This window comes from Halomonas sp. M4R1S46 (genome assembly GCF_025725685.1).
Taxonomy (GTDB): domain Bacteria; phylum Pseudomonadota; class Gammaproteobacteria; order Pseudomonadales; family Halomonadaceae; genus Halomonas.
Genome location: NZ_CP107008.1, coordinates 3,720,541 through 3,734,367 on the forward strand (window position 1 = coordinate 3,720,541; position 13,827 = coordinate 3,734,367).

Consider the following 13,827-nt stretch of genomic DNA (forward strand, 5'->3'; position numbering starts at 1 on the left):
CCCATGACCGATACCCTGCTGCACCCGTCCCCCCACGCCACCGACGACCACGAGCTGCGCTTCGGCGGCATCCGCCGCCTGTACGGTGCCCGCGCCCTGGCGCGCTTCCGCCGCGCCCATGTGGTGGTCGTGGGCGTGGGCGGCGTGGGCAGCTGGGCCGTGGAGGCCCTGGCACGGTCCGGAATCGGCCGGCTGACCCTGATCGACCTGGACGATGTCTGCGTCTCCAACGTCAACCGTCAGCTGCATGCCCTGGACGGCACCATCGGCCGTCCCAAGGTGGAGGTGCTGGCCGAACGCTGCCGGGCCATCCAGCCGGGCATCGAGGTGGTGGCGGACAGCGCCTTCGTGACCCCGACCAATCTCGCCGACCGCCTGCCCGAGGACGCCGACCACCTGGTCGACGCCATCGACAGCGTGGTGGCCAAGGCGGCGCTGATCGCCTGGTGCAAGCGGCGCAAGCTGCCGATCACCGTCACCGGCGCCGCCGGGGGCCAGACCGACCCCACCCGCATCCGCGTGGCCGACCTCACCCGCACCGAGCACGACCCGCTGCTGGCCAAGGTGCGCGCCCGCCTGCGCCGGGACCATGGGTTCTCCCGCAACCCCAGGCGCCGCTTCTCGGTGGAGTGCGTGTATTCCGACGAGCAGCTGGTCTACCCCGGCGCCGACGGCGAGGTCTGCCTGCAGAAGCCCGGCACCGGCGAGGCCACCCGTCTCGACTGCGCCTCGGGCTTCGGCGCCGCCACCTTCGTCACCGGCAGCTTCGGCTTCGTCGCCGCCTCGCGCACCCTGGCCCGCCTGGCCCGTGACGCCGCCGCCCCCTGACCCGAGGAGTCCGCAGATGGAAGCGCAGTATCCCGTCCCCGGCATCTACCGCCACTACAAGGGACCGCTCTACGAAGTGATCGGCGTGGCCCACCACAGCGAGACCGAGGAGCCGCTGGTGGCCTACCGCGCCCTGTACGGCGACTACGGCCTCTGGGTCCGACCGCTGTCGATGTTCATGGAGACCGTCGAGGTGCAGGGCGAACCGCTGCCGCGCTTCGCCCTGGAGAAGGCCTTTTCCTGAGGGCCACACGACGAAGGCGCCCCGGGGGCGCCTCGTGAGGGAAGCGATGCCGACCGGCGGGGGTCACTCCGCCGCGTGCATCTGCTTCTGCAGATAGTTCTCGAGGCCGACCTTGCCGATCAGCCCGAGTTCGGTCTCGAGCTTGTCGATGTGCTCTTCCTCGTCGTCGAGGATGCACTTGAACAGATCGCGGGTAACGTAGTCCTGCACCGATTCGCAGTAGGCGATCGCCTCGATATAGTCGTCGCGTCCCTTCTGCTCCAGCTTGAGGTCACACTCGAGCATCTCGCGGGTGTCCTCGCCGATCAGCAGCTTGCCGTAGTCCTGCAGGTTGGGGACGCCCTCGAGGAAGAGGATCCGCTCGATCAGCTTGTCGGCGTGCTTCATCTCGTCGATGGACTCTTCGTACTCGAACTTGCCCAGCGCCGCCAGGCCCCAGTCCTGAAACATCTTGGCGTGCAGGTAGTACTGGTTGATGGCTACCAGTTCGTTGCCAAGAGCGGTATTTAGGTACTCGATGACCTTCTTGTCGCCTTTCATGACTTCACCTCATTGCACTCGTCAGGGTCGCTCTTCAGCTTGGCACGCGCAGGGGCGCGCCGCCATATCCTCGAGGCAGTCTAGGCGATTTCAGGAAAAATGCAATAAAATCAAGGTGTTGATAACGCCAACCAAAACGATAGCGATTGCCATCACACGGCGTAGGCGAGGCCCTCGTTGGCCATGCTCATCTCTTCCTTGATGGCCTCGCGGGCGATGCCCTTGCCCATGCAGCCGCACTTGCCGCACTGGGTGCCGCACCCCGTCTCGCGCTGGACGTCCCGCCAGCTGCGCGCGCCGTCCTCGACGCTGCGACGGATCTCCTTGTCGGTCACTCCCTTGCACAGACACACGTACATGACATCACCTCACGCTGTTCATGAGAGTGAATGTAAATGATTCGCAAGGGCTATCGCAACCATAGACTGAGAAAAATTCTCATCTCGATCAGCAGGCGCCGATATAGGTCGCCAGCGAAGGCAGCCATGGGTGCCGAGGGCGGCCGCCCATCAGGGCTTCCGCTTCGTGGCCTTGGGCAGCACCACCACCCGCGTTCCCGAGACGAGGTCCGACCAGCTGCGCTTCTCGGCATCGAACAGCACCCACAGGTGGCCGAGCCCCAGGGGCAGGAAGGACAGCGCCCCGACGAGGAAGCGCTGCAGGCTCTGCAGCAGGGTGATGGACCGGCCATCGGGGGTCTGGACTCGCAGTCGCCAGGCCTGCATGCCCAGCGTCATGCCGCCACGGATCCAGAAGTAGGCGAAGAAGGCATAGGCCGATAACGCCATCAGCAGGCGCAGCGACAGCACCTGGGCGGCGCCCAGCCCCACCTGCTCCGGCGGCAGGCCGATCACCAGCCGGGTCACCGCCACCTGGCCGGCGGTGATGACGATCCACAGGGCCAGCACCAGCAGGCCATCATAGAGCATGGCGCCGAGGCGGCGCCCCAGGCCGGCGGGCCAGACATCGTCGAGGTGATCGAAGCGTCGCTGCATGGAGGCTCTCCGGGTCAGCCGGTGCGGCGGAGCAGGTAGAGCCCCAGCCCGGCACAGATCAGGGTGGGCACCAGCACGGCCCAGGCGGGAGAGAAGCCGAACACCGTGGAGGCCGGCCCCAGCAGGTCCTGCAGGTACTTGAAGACCAGGCCCGTGATCACGCCGTAGAACACCCGGGTCCCGGCGGCCACGCTGCGCAGCGGCCCGAACACGAAGGAGGCGGCGACCAGCACCAGCGAGGCCATGGTCAGCGGCATCAGCATCTTCTGCCAGAAGTACAGCAGCGGCTGGGTGGTCTGCTGGCCCTGGGCGTGCAGGTAGCGGGCATAGGCCCACAGTTCGCTGGGCGCCTGGGTTTCCACGTCGCGCAGCAGGCGGTCGAGCGCGGCCGGGGTCAGTTGGGTCTTCCAGGGCCGGGTCGCCTGGTGGGTCGCCTCGGTGCGGCCCTCCTCGAAGCGCGTCACGGCCACGTCCTCGAGCACCCAGCCGCCGTCGCGCCACACCGCGCGCCGGGCGCTCAGGGCCTCGCGCAGCTCATGCCCCTCGAAGCGGTAGCGGGTCAGGTCGAGCACCACCTGGTCCGCGCGGATGGCACCGAACCGGTAGAAATCGTCGCCCTCGCGCTGCCAGCCGCCCCGCTCGGTCAGCACGGCCCCCTCGCCCTGCATCTTCTCCAGCCGCCAGGCGCTGGCGAACTGCTCGGTGCGCGGGCTGACGAACTCGGCGACGAACAGCACCACGGCGATCACCAGGATGATCGGCTTCATCACCCCCCAGAGGATCCGCGTGAGCGAGCGCCCGGCGGCCCGCATCACGGTGAGCTCGTTGCTCGAGGCCATGCTGCCGAGCCCGATCAGGGCGCCGATCAGCACTCCCACCGGGGCGTACTGGTAGAAGCGCCAGGGCAGCCGGAAGACCAGGTAGAGCAGCACCTGCAGGGCTCCGTAGTCGCCCTCCACGTCGCCCAGGTCATTGATGTAGGTGATCACCAGGTCCAGGCCCAGCAGCACCGCCTGGACCACGATGATGGCCCCCAGGACATTGCGTGCGATATAGCGGTCGAGACGGTCGGCGATCATCCGCTCATCCCCTTGCGCTGGGCCTGCAGGGTCATCCCCAGGCCGATGATCAGGAAGACGGCATGGATCGGCCACATGCCCAGCGCCACGGGCCAGCCGCCCCGGGCGATGGCATCCAGCGCCGCCAGCAGCAGGCTCAGGTAGGCCACGTAGAGGAAGATCGCCGGCAGCAGCTTGGCGAAGCGTCCCTGGCGGGGGTTGACCCGCGACAGCGGCATGGCCAGCAGGGTCAGGATGAAGACCATCAGCGGCAGGCCCAGTCGCCACTGCAGCTGGGCCTGGGCGGGTGGGTCGCCGTCGGCGAGCAGTGCCGCCGTGGTGGCATACTCGGGCGAGTCGAGCTCGGGATTCTGGGCGGCCCGCGACAGGCGCACGGCATAGGTGCCGAACGCCAGCCGCTCGGCCTGGGCCCGCCCCGGGTCGACGCTGTAGCGCTCGCCGTCGGCCAGCACCAGGAAGCGGCTGCCGGTGTCCTCGTCGACGGTCTGGTAGCCTTCGCCGGCGCGGGTCACCACGGTCTGGGGAGTGCCGTCGCTGCGTCGCTGGCGCTCGCTGATGAAGACTTCCCGCATGCGGCTCTGGTCGTCGGTCAGCGCCTCGGTGTAGGCGGTACGCCCGCCGCCGAAGTCCTGGAAGCGCCCGGGAGACAGGGCCGTGAAGTCGAGCTGGCTGCGCTGCTCCTCGAGCAGCACCTCATTGTGCAGGGCGCCGGCCGGGGTCAGCCACAGGCTGCACACCCCCACCAGCAGGGCGACGAGGGTGGCGGGCACCAGGCTCACCTGCAGCAGCCGGTTGGGGCTGGTGCCGCAGGCGACCAGCACGGTGATCTCGCTGTTGAGGTAGAGCTGGCCGTAGGCCAGCAGGAGGCCCAGGAAGAAGGCCAGCGGCAGGATCAGCTCCAGGAACCCCGGCAGGTGGTAGAGCATCAGGGTGCCGAGGATGTCGACCGGGATCTCGCCCTCGGCCGCGGTCGAGAAGTAGCGGATGAAGCGACTGCCCATGATCACCAGCAGCAGTACCCCGGCCACGGCGGCCATGGTCTGCAGGATCTCGCGGGTCAGGTAGCGGAATATGATCAACGTTGTCTCCCGGCCCGGGGCCCTCCGGCCCGGCCATCTTCCATGCAATGAGGCGTCGCCCGGGGCCTGTCGGACGTCACCGATCGTCGCCGCAGGCCGTCGCGACGCGTGCGTCGATCGTTCGAGTGGAGGCGCGGACGTAAGGGCCGCCCCGCCGTCACGCTAGTTCGGTGTGAAGTCCGGCTGGCTCCTGGGGTACACTGGGACGACTCGGCAACGTGCCGGCATTATCCAGAATCCCCCACCGCTTGTCTTGTGGAGACACCATGGAATTCCCAGTTCAGACGGCCAATCCCGCCAAGATCGAGACGGCCTGCCTCGTGGTACCGGTGTTCAAGGATGGCGATCTGCTGCCCGCCGCCGCCAAGCTCGACGACGCCAGCGAGCGGCTGATCGGCCAGCTGATCGAGCGCGACGACTTCAACGCCAGGCTGGGCAACGTCCAGATGATTCCCTTCGCGCCCGGACTGAACGCCGACCGCCTGCTGCTGGTCGGCCTGGGCACGCGGGACAAGTGTCAGGAGGGTGCCTTCCGCAAGGCCGTGGACGCCGCCTTCACCGCCCTGGCGGCGCTGCCGGCGGATGATGCCGCCGTGGCCTTCACCGACGTCCCGGTTCCCGACCGCGCCTGCGACTGGAAGGCCCGCATGGTGGCCGAGGCGGCCCACCGTGCCGTCTATCGCTTCACCGAGTTCAAGTCCGAGCCCGGCCCGGTGCCGAGACTCGACCGCGTGACCCTGCTGGTCAGCGAGGGCGGCAACGCCGAGGCGGCCCGCGAGGGCGCCCGGGTCGGCGACGGCATCGGCCAGGGCATCAACGCGGCCCGCACCCTGGGCAACCTGCCCGGCAACGTCTGCACACCGCGCTACCTGGCGGCTCGCGCCGAGCAGATGGCCGCCGACTCCGGCGGCACCCTGAGCGCCGAGATCCTCGACGAGGCGGCCCTGGAGGAACTCGGCGCCCACTCGCTGCTTTCCGTGGGCCGTGGTAGCGAGGAACCCTCGCGTCTGATCGTCATGACCTACCAGGGCGCCGAGGATCCCGAGGAGGCGCCCCACGTGCTGGTCGGCAAGGGCATCACCTTCGACTCCGGCGGCATCTCGCTCAAGCCCGGCGAGGCCATGGACGAGATGAAGTACGACATGTGCGGGGCGGCCAGCGTGTTCGGCGCCGTCACCTCGGTGCTCGCCCTCAAGCCGAAGCTCAACCTGGTGGCCATCGTCGCCAGCGCCGAGAACATGCCCGACGGCCGCGCCACCAAGCCCGGCGACATCATCAAGACCCTCAAGGGCCTGTCGGTGGAAGTGCTCAACACCGACGCCGAGGGTCGCCTGGTGCTGTGCGACGCCCTGACCTACGCCGAGCGCTTCGAGCCCGCCAGCGTGGTCGACATCGCCACCCTGACCGGGGCGGCGATCATCGCCCTGGGCCACCACGCCACCGGCCTGCTGTCCAACGACGACGACCTGGCGCTGGACCTGCTCGATGCCGGCGAGACCGCCTGGGACCGCGCCTGGCACCTGCCGCTGTGGGACGAGTACCAGGAGCAGCTGGAGTCCAACTTCGCCGACCTGGCCAACATCGGTGGCCGCCCGGCGGGCACCATCACCGCCGGCTGCTTCCTCTCGCGCTTCGCCGACCAGTTCCCCTGGGCACACCTGGACATCGCCGGCACCGCCTGGCAGTCCGGCAAGCAGAAGGGGGCCACCGGCCGGCCGGTCAGCCTGCTCACCCAGTACCTGCTGGACCGGGAGGCCGACAGCCGGGTCGAGGCCGGCGACGACTGATTTCGCCGCCGGCAGGTGTTGCCTTTTCGCGGCGGTGACTTTTTCATGTGACAAGCCGACTTGAACGCACCGGGCCCGCACGGGCCCGGTGTTCCAGTATCGTCCCGAGGCGCCGCGATGCGCCTCGTGTGTTGCGGAGACCCCTTGCCGTGTCCATTGAACGCTTTTCCGTGCTGCCGTCGACCCAAGCCACGGTGGCCCCGATCCGGGATGACATCCTCGCCAACCCCGGCTTCGGTCGCTACTTCACCGACCACATGGCCCATGTGCGCTGGACCCTGGACGCCGGCTGGCACGGCCACGAGGTGAGGCCCTACGGCCCGCTGACCCTGGACCCCGCCGCCGCCGTGCTGCACTACGGCCAGGAGATCTTCGAGGGCGTGAAGGCCTATCGCCATGCCGACGGCTCGGTGTGGACCTTCCGTCCCGAGAAGAACGCCGAGCGCTTCCGTCGCAGCGCGCGTCGCCTGGCGCTGCCGGAACTGTCCGACCAGGACTTCATCGACTCGCTGCGCGCCCTGCTGGCCCAGGACCAGGCCTGGGTGCCCACCCCCGCCGGCGAGGCCGACGAGTCGAGCCTCTACCTGCGGCCCTTCATGATCGCCAGCGAGACCTTCCTCGGCGTGCGCCCGTCCCACGAGGTCGACTACTACGTCATCGCCTCGCCGGCCGCGGCCTACTTCCAGGGCGGCGTGAAGCCGGTCTCCATCTGGCTGTCCTCGCACTACAAGCGCGCCGCGCCCGGCGGCACCGGCTTCGCCAAGTGCGGCGGCAACTACGCCGCCTCCCTGGCGGCCCAGAAGGAAGCCGCGGCCCACGACTGCAGCCAGGTGGCCTTCCTCGACGCCGCCGAGAACAAGTGGGTCGAGGAGCTCGGCGGCATGAACCTGTTCTTCGTGTTCCGCGACGGCCGCATCGTCACCCCGCGCCTCACCGACACCATCCTCGAGGGCGTGACCCGCGACTCGGTGCTGACCCTGGCCCGCGACGAGGGCCTGACACCCGAGGAGCGCCCGATCAGCATCGACGAGTGGCGCGAGGGGGCGGCCTCCGGCGAGATCATCGAGGTCTTTGCCTGCGGCACCGCCGCGGTCATCACCCCGGTGGGCGAGCTGGTCACCGAGGACGACACCATTCGCCTGGCCACCGAGGGCGACAACGAGATCGCCAAGCGCCTGCGCACCCGCCTGCTCGACCTGCAGTACGGCCGCAGTGAAGACACGCGTGGTTGGCTGACCCGCCTGGTGTAGGGAAACACTGATTTATTGCTGGGCTCGATATCCTGGCCGCCGGCGGTGCTCGCCATCCTCATGTAGCAGGCTACACTCCGGTGGCTGCGCTCCGGCGGCGGCCAGCCTCTCTTCGCTCGCGACATAAATCAGCGCTCCCCGTGCTCATTGTCTTGATTGCCCTTAAAGGCCAGCCTGGCTTCGAGGCCCCATGACCCGCATCGACTTCTATATACTCCCCGAGACCACCCTGGAGGCCCGCCTCGGCTTCGCCTGCCGGCTGGCCGAGACCATCGTGGGCAAGGGCTACCGGCTGCACCTGCACGCCGAGGACGAGGCCATGGCCCGGGAGCTGGACGACAAGCTGTGGACCTTCCGGCCCGATGCCTACCTGCCCCACGCCCTGCTCGGCAGCGACCAGGCCGAGACGGTGCCGGTGACCCTCGGCTGGCAGGAGCCGCCGCCGGGCGACGCCGGCGTCCAGGCGATGCTCAACCTGCATCCGGCGATTCCCGAGTGGTTCTCGCGCTTCGAGCGCGTCGCCGAGATCATCAACCAGCACCAGGACGTGCTCACCGCCAAGCGCGAGTGCTGGCAGACCTACAAGAAGCGCGGCTATCCGGTCACCCCCCACCATCTGCGCGCCGGCGGCTGATGCCAGAGCAATCTCGGGGCCAGCCGCTCGGGGCTGATCCGTCGACAGGTCTACGAGGGGGCGCTGTGAACCCCTCCCTGGGCGCTACTTTTGCCATCCATGGCAAAAGACCCCCTCTACGACCTGTCCCCGGCGCCCCTCGCCACGATCGAGTGGCCACCCCCGCGCCCATGACGCCGACCGGCCCGGCAGGCTATAATCGTCCCCATTTTTCGCGTCCCGCACCGCCGAGCCGAGCCGGCTCGCCGTGCCGCGTCGTCGCCACCTCCTGAAGACCCGGAAGCCCCATGGACAAGACCTACCAACCCGAGCAGATCGAATCCCGCTGGTACGAGCGCTGGGAAGCCGACAACCGCTTCGCCCCCACAGGCGAAGGCGAGCCGTTCTCCATCATGATCCCGCCGCCCAACGTCACCGGCAGCCTGCACATGGGCCATGCCTTCCAGGACACCATCATGGACACCCTGACGCGCTGGCGGCGCATGCAGGGCCGCAACACCCTGTGGCAGGTGGGCACCGACCACGCCGGCATCGCCACCCAGATGCTGGTGGAGCGCAAGGTGGCCGCCGAGGAAGGCAAGACCCGCCACGACCTGGGCCGCGACGCCTTCATCGACAAGGTCTGGGAGTGGAAGCACGAGTCCGGCGGCCATATCACCCGCCAGCTGCGCCGCATGGGCGCCAGCGTCGACTGGAGCCGCGAGCGCTTCACCATGGACGACGGCTTCTACCAGGCCGTGCAGGAAGTCTTCGTGCGCCTCTATGAAGAGGACCTGATCTACCGCGGCAAGCGCCTGGTCAACTGGGACCCGACCCTGCACACCGCCATCTCCGACCTGGAGGTGGAGAACCGCGACCAGCAGGGCCAGTTCTGGCACTTCCGCTACCCGCTGGCCGACGGCGTGACCACCGACGCCGGCGAGGAGCACCTGGTGGTGGCCACCACCCGGCCCGAGACCCTGCTGGGCGACAGCGCCGTGGCGGTCAACCCCGAGGACCCGCGCTACGCCTCGCTGGTCGGCCAGTTCGTCATGCTGCCACTGGTGGGTCGCCGCATCCCCATCGTCGCCGACGAGCATGCCGACATGGACAAGGGCTCCGGCTGCGTGAAGATCACCCCGGCCCACGACTTCAACGACTACGAGGTCGGCAAGCGCCGTGGCCTGCCGCTGATCAACGTCTTCACCCAGGATGCCGCCGTCCTCGAGCGCGCCGAGGCCTTCGACCTCCAGGGCCGCCCGCTGGCCGACGTCGACCCCAGCCTGCCGACCGCCTATGCGGGCCTTGGCCGCTTCGAGGCCCGCGAGCGCATCGTCGCCGACATGGAGGCCGCCGGCCTGCTCGAGCAGGTCGAGACGGTCAACAACACCCTGCCCTATGGCGACCGCTCCGGCGACGTCATCGAGCCGCTGCTCACCGACCAGTGGTTCGTGGCCGTCGAGGAACTGGCGGGGCCGGCCATCGCCGCGGTGGAGAACGGCGACATCGAGTTCGTGCCCAAGAACTACGAGAACATGTACTTCGCCTGGATGCGCGACCTCCAGGACTGGTGCATCTCGCGCCAGCTGTGGTGGGGGCATCGCATCCCGGCCTGGTACGACGGCGAGGGCAATGTCTACGTGGCGCGCACCGCCGAGGAAGCCCGCGCCAAGCACGGCCTGGCCGATGACGTCGCCCTGACCCAGGACGAGGACGTGCTCGACACCTGGTTCAGCTCCGGGCTGTGGACCTTCGGCACCCTGGGCTGGCCCGAGAACACCCCCGAACTCGCGACCTTCCACCCCTCCAGCGTGCTGGTCACCGGCTTCGACATCATCTTCTTCTGGGTCGCGCGGATGATCATGCTGACCCTGAAGTTCACCGGCGAGGTGCCCTTCAAGCAGGTCTACGTGCACGGCCTGGTGCGCGACGGCCAGGGCCACAAGATGTCCAAGTCCAAGGGCAACGTGCTCGACCCGATCGACCTGATCGACGGCATCGACCTGGACAGCCTCGTCGAGAAGCGCACCGGCAGCCTGATGCAGCCGCAGAAGGCCAAGGCCATCGCCAAGGCCACCCGCGGCGAGTTCCCGGACGGCATCGAGCCCCACGGCACCGACGCGCTGCGCTACACCTTCCTGTCCCAGGCCACCACCGGCCGCGACATCAAGTTCGACATGGGCCGCCTCGACGGCTACCGCAACTTCTGCAACAAGCTGTGGAACGCCTCGCGCTACGTGCTGATGAACGCCGAGGGCCAGGACTGCGGCGCCACTCTCGACGGACAGGCCGGCGAGGTCGAGCTGTCGCTGGCCGACCGCTGGATCGTCTCCCAGCTGCAGCAGACCGAGGCCCAGGTCACCCGTGCCCTGGAGGAATACCGCTTCGACCATGCCTCCCAGGCGCTCTACGACTTCGTGTGGAACGAGTACTGCGACTGGTACCTGGAGCTCTCCAAGCCGGTGCTGTGGGACGAGACGGCCTCCGAGGCGGCCAAGCGCGGCACCCGCCGCACCCTGGTACGGGTGCTCGAGGCCGTGCTGCGCCTGGCCCACCCGATGATGCCCTACATCACCGAGGAGATCTGGCAGCGCGTGGCGCCGCTGGCCGGGGTGGAAGGCGACTCCGTCATGACCCAGCCCTGGCCGGTGGCCGACGAGGACCGGATCGACGAGACCGCGACCCGCGACATCGAGTGGCTCAAGGGCGTGATCGTGGCGGTGCGCAACATCCGCGCCGAGATGAACATCGCCCCGGGCAAGCCCCTGGAGGTCCTGCTGGCCAAGGGTTCCGAGGCCGACCGCGAGCGCCTCGCGGCCAACCGGCTGTTCCTGTCCAGGCTGGCCAAGCTCGAGCGCATCGACTGGCTCGAGGATCCCGAGCAGGCGCCGCTGTCGGCCACGCAACTGGTGGGCGACATGGAAGTGCTGGTGCCCATGGCCGGGCTGATCGACAAGGACGCGGAGCTCGCCCGCCTGGCCAAGGAGATCGACAAGCAGGACAAGCTGATCGGCGGCATCGAGAAGAAGCTCGGCAACGAGAGCTTCGTGGCCAAGGCCCCCGAGGCGGTGGTGCAGAAGGAGCGCGACAAGCTTTCGGACTTCGCGGCCACCCGCCAGGTGCTGGTGGAGCAGCGCGACAAGATCGCCGCCCTGTAAACCAGCCGTTTCCTACACATCCTATGTAGCGACAAGGGTCCGCCTGGACAGGCGGGCCCTTGTCGTATCGGCGCCGGTTCCGGGTCAATCGTCGCGGCGGAAGCCACCCAAAACCCGCTGGTCGGGGCCGAAGAACACCAGCCGGTCGTGGTCGATCAGGTAACGATAGGCGGTATCGAGCATGGCGGTCACCTGGCCGGACTGGTCCATGTGCGGGCAGGCCATGCGGGTCGCGGCCAGCTCGCCAAACTCGATGCGGTTGTTCGGCCCCAGCTCGACGCTGCCGGTGAAGCGGTTGCAGCCATCATGGCCGCTGACTCGCCCATCCGGGGCGACCTCGAACCAGGGCGTGGTCGGCAGGTCGAGCCGGTCGCTGGTGCCCACCAGCAGCAGGTTCCAGCGCGGCCCCACCACCGGGCCGGAGAGGCTGTCGGCGGGGTCGGTCACCGGGGCCGGTCCGCCGGCACAGCCGGCCAGCAGCAGGGCGAGCAGGGTCAACGACAGGAGAGGGCGGAACGACGGGCGCATGGGATCTTCCTTGAGCGGGAGTGGGTGACGTCATCGCGACCCAAGCTTGCCCCAAGCCGGTCTTTCGGACAATGCTGGGACTATCGCCATCGACAAGGACGCCTCTCATGCTCAATGCTCTTCACAACGATGCCCTCGGCAAGCTGATCCTGCGCCTCGCCGTGGGCGGCCTGATACTCTTCCACGGCGTGGCCAAGCTGCTCGACCCGGCCAGCATCGACTGGATCGGCGGGATGCTCCAGGGCTACGGCCTGCCCTCCTTCCTGGCCTATGGGGTGCTGATCGGCGAGGTGCTGGCGCCGATCATGGCCATCGTCGGCTGGCAGACCCGCATCGCCGGGCTGCTGATGGCCGGCAACATGCTGGTGGCCTTCCTGCTGGTGCACACCGGCGAGGTCTTCATGATCAACGACAACGGCGGCTGGCAGCTGGAACTGCAAGGCATGTTCTTCCTCTCGGCCCTGGCGCTGGTCTTCCTGGGCAGCGGCCGCATGGCCGTGCGCCCCAACTGACGCCTCCTGCACTGCTAATGACGACGCCGCCGGCGGAGCTCCCCGCCGGCGGCAACCGTCGCCTCACTCGTCACTCCTTACCCCTCACGTCTCCCTCCATCGCCACAACGGCTCACCACGACCCCACGTTGTCCATGGACGCCCAGGGCTCCTTCGGCGGCTGCGGCTCGCCGGCCTGCAGCAGCTCGACCGAGATGCCGTCGGGGCTCTTCACGAAGGCCATGTGGCCATCCCGCGGCGGGCGGTTGATGGTCACCCCGTTCGCCTGGAGGTGCTCGCAGAGGGCATAGATGTCATCCACCCGATAGGCCAGGTGGCCGAAGTTGCGCCCGCCGCTGTAGGTCTCGGGATCCCAGTTCCAGGTCAGTTCGAGTTCCGGGGCCTGGAGCTCCGTGGAACGCGCCTCGTCGGCGGGCGCGGCGAGGAAGACCAGGGTGAAGCGCCCCGTCTCGCTGTCCTTGCGGCGCACCTCCTGCAGGCCGAGCAGGTCGCAGTAGAAGTGCAACGCGGCGTCGAGGTCGCTGACCCGGACCATGGTGTGCAGGTATTGCATGACGATCTCCTTGTTCACAGGGGGGACGAACCGGGGCATCCTGACAAGTCTCCGCCGACAAGCCAATCCCGAGACGACGAGTGACGACCGATGAGCCACTACTGTGACCTGGCCCCCGACCATCCGTTTCATGGCCCCTACCACGACCAGGAGTACGGCTTCCCGGTGGCCGACGACGACACCCTCTTCGAGCGGCTGATCCTGGAGATCAACCAGGCGGGGCTGTCGTGGCTCACGGTACTGAAGAAGCGCGAGGCCTTCCACGAGGCCTTCGCCGGATTCTCGGTGGCGCGCGTGGCGGCCTTCGATGACGCCGACCGGGCGCGGCTGCTCGGCGATGCCGGCATCATCCGCAATCGACTCAAGATCGATGCCGCCATCCACAACGCCGGGGTGGTCCGGGCCCTCCAGGCCGAGCACGGCAGCTTCCGGGCCTGGCTCGAGCGGCATCACCCTCGCCCCCACGCCGACTGGGTCAAGCTGTTCCGGCGCACCTTTCGCTTCACCGGCCCCGAGATCGTCGGCGAGTTCCTGATGAGCACCGGTTACCTGCCCGGCGCCCACCGCGACGACTGCCCGGTGCAGGCCCGCATCCTCGCCGCCGGGCCCGCCTGGGCCCGGCCCCCGGCCGATCGGCCGCTGGCCTGAGCGACGAGACGCT

General features: G+C 68.6%; 15 protein-coding genes. 8 read left to right on the forward strand and 7 right to left on the reverse strand.

Annotation, left to right across the window (positions count from 1 at the left end; genetic code table 11):
• Positions 1-3: 3 nt before the first annotated feature.
• Together tcdA and OCT48_RS17225 are read left to right on the forward strand one after the other, a co-directional pair.
• Complete coding sequence (gene tcdA, locus OCT48_RS17220; protein WP_263590361.1) at positions 4-828, forward strand: tRNA cyclic N6-threonylcarbamoyladenosine(37) synthase TcdA; 825 nt, start codon at positions 4-6, stop codon at positions 826-828.
• Between the two features lie 16 nt (positions 829-844).
• Positions 845-1,072 (forward strand): DUF1653 domain-containing protein, encoded by a 228-nt coding sequence (locus tag OCT48_RS17225; protein WP_183384867.1) that lies wholly within the window; start codon positions 845-847, stop codon positions 1,070-1,072.
• A gap of 63 nt (positions 1,073-1,135) precedes the next feature.
• Here the strand turns inward: OCT48_RS17225 and bfr are convergent, their stop codons facing one another.
• From bfr to lptF, 5 genes are all read right to left on the reverse strand, one after another.
• Positions 1,136-1,612, reverse strand: coding sequence for a bacterioferritin (gene bfr / locus OCT48_RS17230; protein ID WP_263590362.1), 477 nt, complete (start codon positions 1,610-1,612; stop codon positions 1,136-1,138).
• 152 nt (positions 1,613-1,764) lie between these two features.
• On the reverse strand, positions 1,765-1,971 hold the full coding sequence (locus OCT48_RS17235) for a (2Fe-2S)-binding protein (protein ID WP_263590363.1): 207 nt from the start codon (positions 1,969-1,971) through the stop codon (positions 1,765-1,767).
• A gap of 150 nt (positions 1,972-2,121) precedes the next feature.
• A complete protein-coding gene (locus tag OCT48_RS17240) occupies positions 2,122-2,607 on the reverse strand; it encodes an RDD family protein (protein WP_263590364.1) in 486 nt (161 codons plus the stop codon).
• A gap of 14 nt (positions 2,608-2,621) precedes the next feature.
• On the reverse strand, positions 2,622-3,686 hold the full coding sequence (gene lptG, locus OCT48_RS17245; RefSeq protein ID WP_263590365.1) for an LPS export ABC transporter permease LptG: 1,065 nt from the start codon (positions 3,684-3,686) through the stop codon (positions 2,622-2,624).
• Positions 3,683-4,765 carry an LPS export ABC transporter permease LptF gene (gene lptF, locus OCT48_RS17250; RefSeq protein ID WP_263590366.1) on the reverse strand — a complete coding sequence of 361 codons (1,083 nt, stop codon included), beginning with the start codon at positions 4,763-4,765 and terminating at the stop codon, positions 3,683-3,685. Before lptF ends, lptG begins: the two co-directional genes overlap by 4 nt.
• 266 nt (positions 4,766-5,031) lie before the next feature.
• Between lptF and OCT48_RS17255 the strand changes: the two genes are divergently transcribed.
• The 4 genes from OCT48_RS17255 (at position 5,032) to OCT48_RS17270 (ending at position 11,573) form a co-directional block, all read left to right on the forward strand.
• Complete coding sequence (locus OCT48_RS17255) at positions 5,032-6,552, forward strand: leucyl aminopeptidase (RefSeq protein ID WP_263590367.1); 1,521 nt, start codon at positions 5,032-5,034, stop codon at positions 6,550-6,552.
• Between the two features lie 149 nt (positions 6,553-6,701).
• A complete protein-coding gene (locus tag OCT48_RS17260) occupies positions 6,702-7,802 on the forward strand; it encodes a branched-chain amino acid aminotransferase (RefSeq protein ID WP_263590368.1) in 1,101 nt (366 codons plus the stop codon).
• A gap of 190 nt (positions 7,803-7,992) precedes the next feature.
• Positions 7,993-8,436 carry a DNA polymerase III subunit chi gene (locus OCT48_RS17265; RefSeq protein ID WP_263590369.1) on the forward strand — a complete coding sequence of 148 codons (444 nt, stop codon included), beginning with the start codon at positions 7,993-7,995 and terminating at the stop codon, positions 8,434-8,436.
• Between the two features lie 287 nt (positions 8,437-8,723).
• Positions 8,724-11,573 carry a valine--tRNA ligase gene (locus tag OCT48_RS17270; protein WP_263590370.1) on the forward strand — a complete coding sequence of 950 codons (2,850 nt, stop codon included), beginning with the start codon at positions 8,724-8,726 and terminating at the stop codon, positions 11,571-11,573.
• An 84-nt stretch (positions 11,574-11,657) separates the two neighbouring features.
• On the opposite strand, the gene OCT48_RS17275 is transcribed toward OCT48_RS17270, so the two are convergent.
• A complete protein-coding gene (locus tag OCT48_RS17275) occupies positions 11,658-12,101 on the reverse strand; it encodes an META domain-containing protein (RefSeq protein WP_263590371.1) in 444 nt (147 codons plus the stop codon).
• A gap of 107 nt (positions 12,102-12,208) precedes the next feature.
• Between OCT48_RS17275 and OCT48_RS17280 the strand changes: the two genes are divergently transcribed.
• Positions 12,209-12,613: a DoxX family protein gene (locus tag OCT48_RS17280; RefSeq protein ID WP_263590372.1), complete on the forward strand. Its 405-nt coding sequence runs from the start codon at positions 12,209-12,211 to the stop codon at positions 12,611-12,613.
• Between the two features lie 112 nt (positions 12,614-12,725).
• Here OCT48_RS17280 and OCT48_RS17285 read toward each other — a convergent pair whose 3' ends face one another.
• The gene (locus OCT48_RS17285) at positions 12,726-13,166 is read right to left on the reverse strand and encodes a VOC family protein (protein ID WP_263590373.1); all 441 of its coding nucleotides are present in this window, start codon (positions 13,164-13,166) and stop codon (positions 12,726-12,728) included.
• Positions 13,167-13,256: 90 nt separating this feature from the next.
• Here OCT48_RS17285 and OCT48_RS17290 point away from each other — a divergent pair, with 90 nt between their 5' ends.
• Positions 13,257-13,814: a DNA-3-methyladenine glycosylase I gene (locus OCT48_RS17290; RefSeq protein ID WP_263590374.1), complete on the forward strand. Its 558-nt coding sequence runs from the start codon at positions 13,257-13,259 to the stop codon at positions 13,812-13,814.
• Positions 13,815-13,827: the final 13 nt, after the last annotated feature.

Coding starts and splice junctions, on each gene's coding strand:
- OCT48_RS17290 (WP_263590374.1), top strand. CDS start 13,257: ATGAGCCACTACTGTGACCTGGCCCCCGACCATCCGTTTCATGGCCCC.
- OCT48_RS17270 (WP_263590370.1), top strand. CDS start 8,724: ATGGACAAGACCTACCAACCCGAGCAGATCGAATCCCGCTGGTACGAG.
- OCT48_RS17285 (WP_263590373.1), bottom strand. CDS start 13,166: ATGCAATACCTGCACACCATGGTCCGGGTCAGCGACCTCGACGCCGCG.
- OCT48_RS17240 (WP_263590364.1), bottom strand. CDS start 2,607: ATGCAGCGACGCTTCGATCACCTCGACGATGTCTGGCCCGCCGGCCTG.
- tcdA (WP_263590361.1), top strand. CDS start 4: ATGACCGATACCCTGCTGCACCCGTCCCCCCACGCCACCGACGACCAC.
- lptG (WP_263590365.1), bottom strand. CDS start 3,686: ATGATCGCCGACCGTCTCGACCGCTATATCGCACGCAATGTCCTGGGG.
- OCT48_RS17280 (WP_263590372.1), top strand. CDS start 12,209: ATGCTCAATGCTCTTCACAACGATGCCCTCGGCAAGCTGATCCTGCGC.
- OCT48_RS17235 (WP_263590363.1), bottom strand. CDS start 1,971: ATGTACGTGTGTCTGTGCAAGGGAGTGACCGACAAGGAGATCCGTCGC.
- OCT48_RS17275 (WP_263590371.1), bottom strand. CDS start 12,101: ATGCGCCCGTCGTTCCGCCCTCTCCTGTCGTTGACCCTGCTCGCCCTG.
- OCT48_RS17255 (WP_263590367.1), top strand. CDS start 5,032: ATGGAATTCCCAGTTCAGACGGCCAATCCCGCCAAGATCGAGACGGCC.
- OCT48_RS17225 (WP_183384867.1), top strand. CDS start 845: ATGGAAGCGCAGTATCCCGTCCCCGGCATCTACCGCCACTACAAGGGA.
- bfr (WP_263590362.1), bottom strand. CDS start 1,612: ATGAAAGGCGACAAGAAGGTCATCGAGTACCTAAATACCGCTCTTGGC.
- OCT48_RS17265 (WP_263590369.1), top strand. CDS start 7,993: ATGACCCGCATCGACTTCTATATACTCCCCGAGACCACCCTGGAGGCC.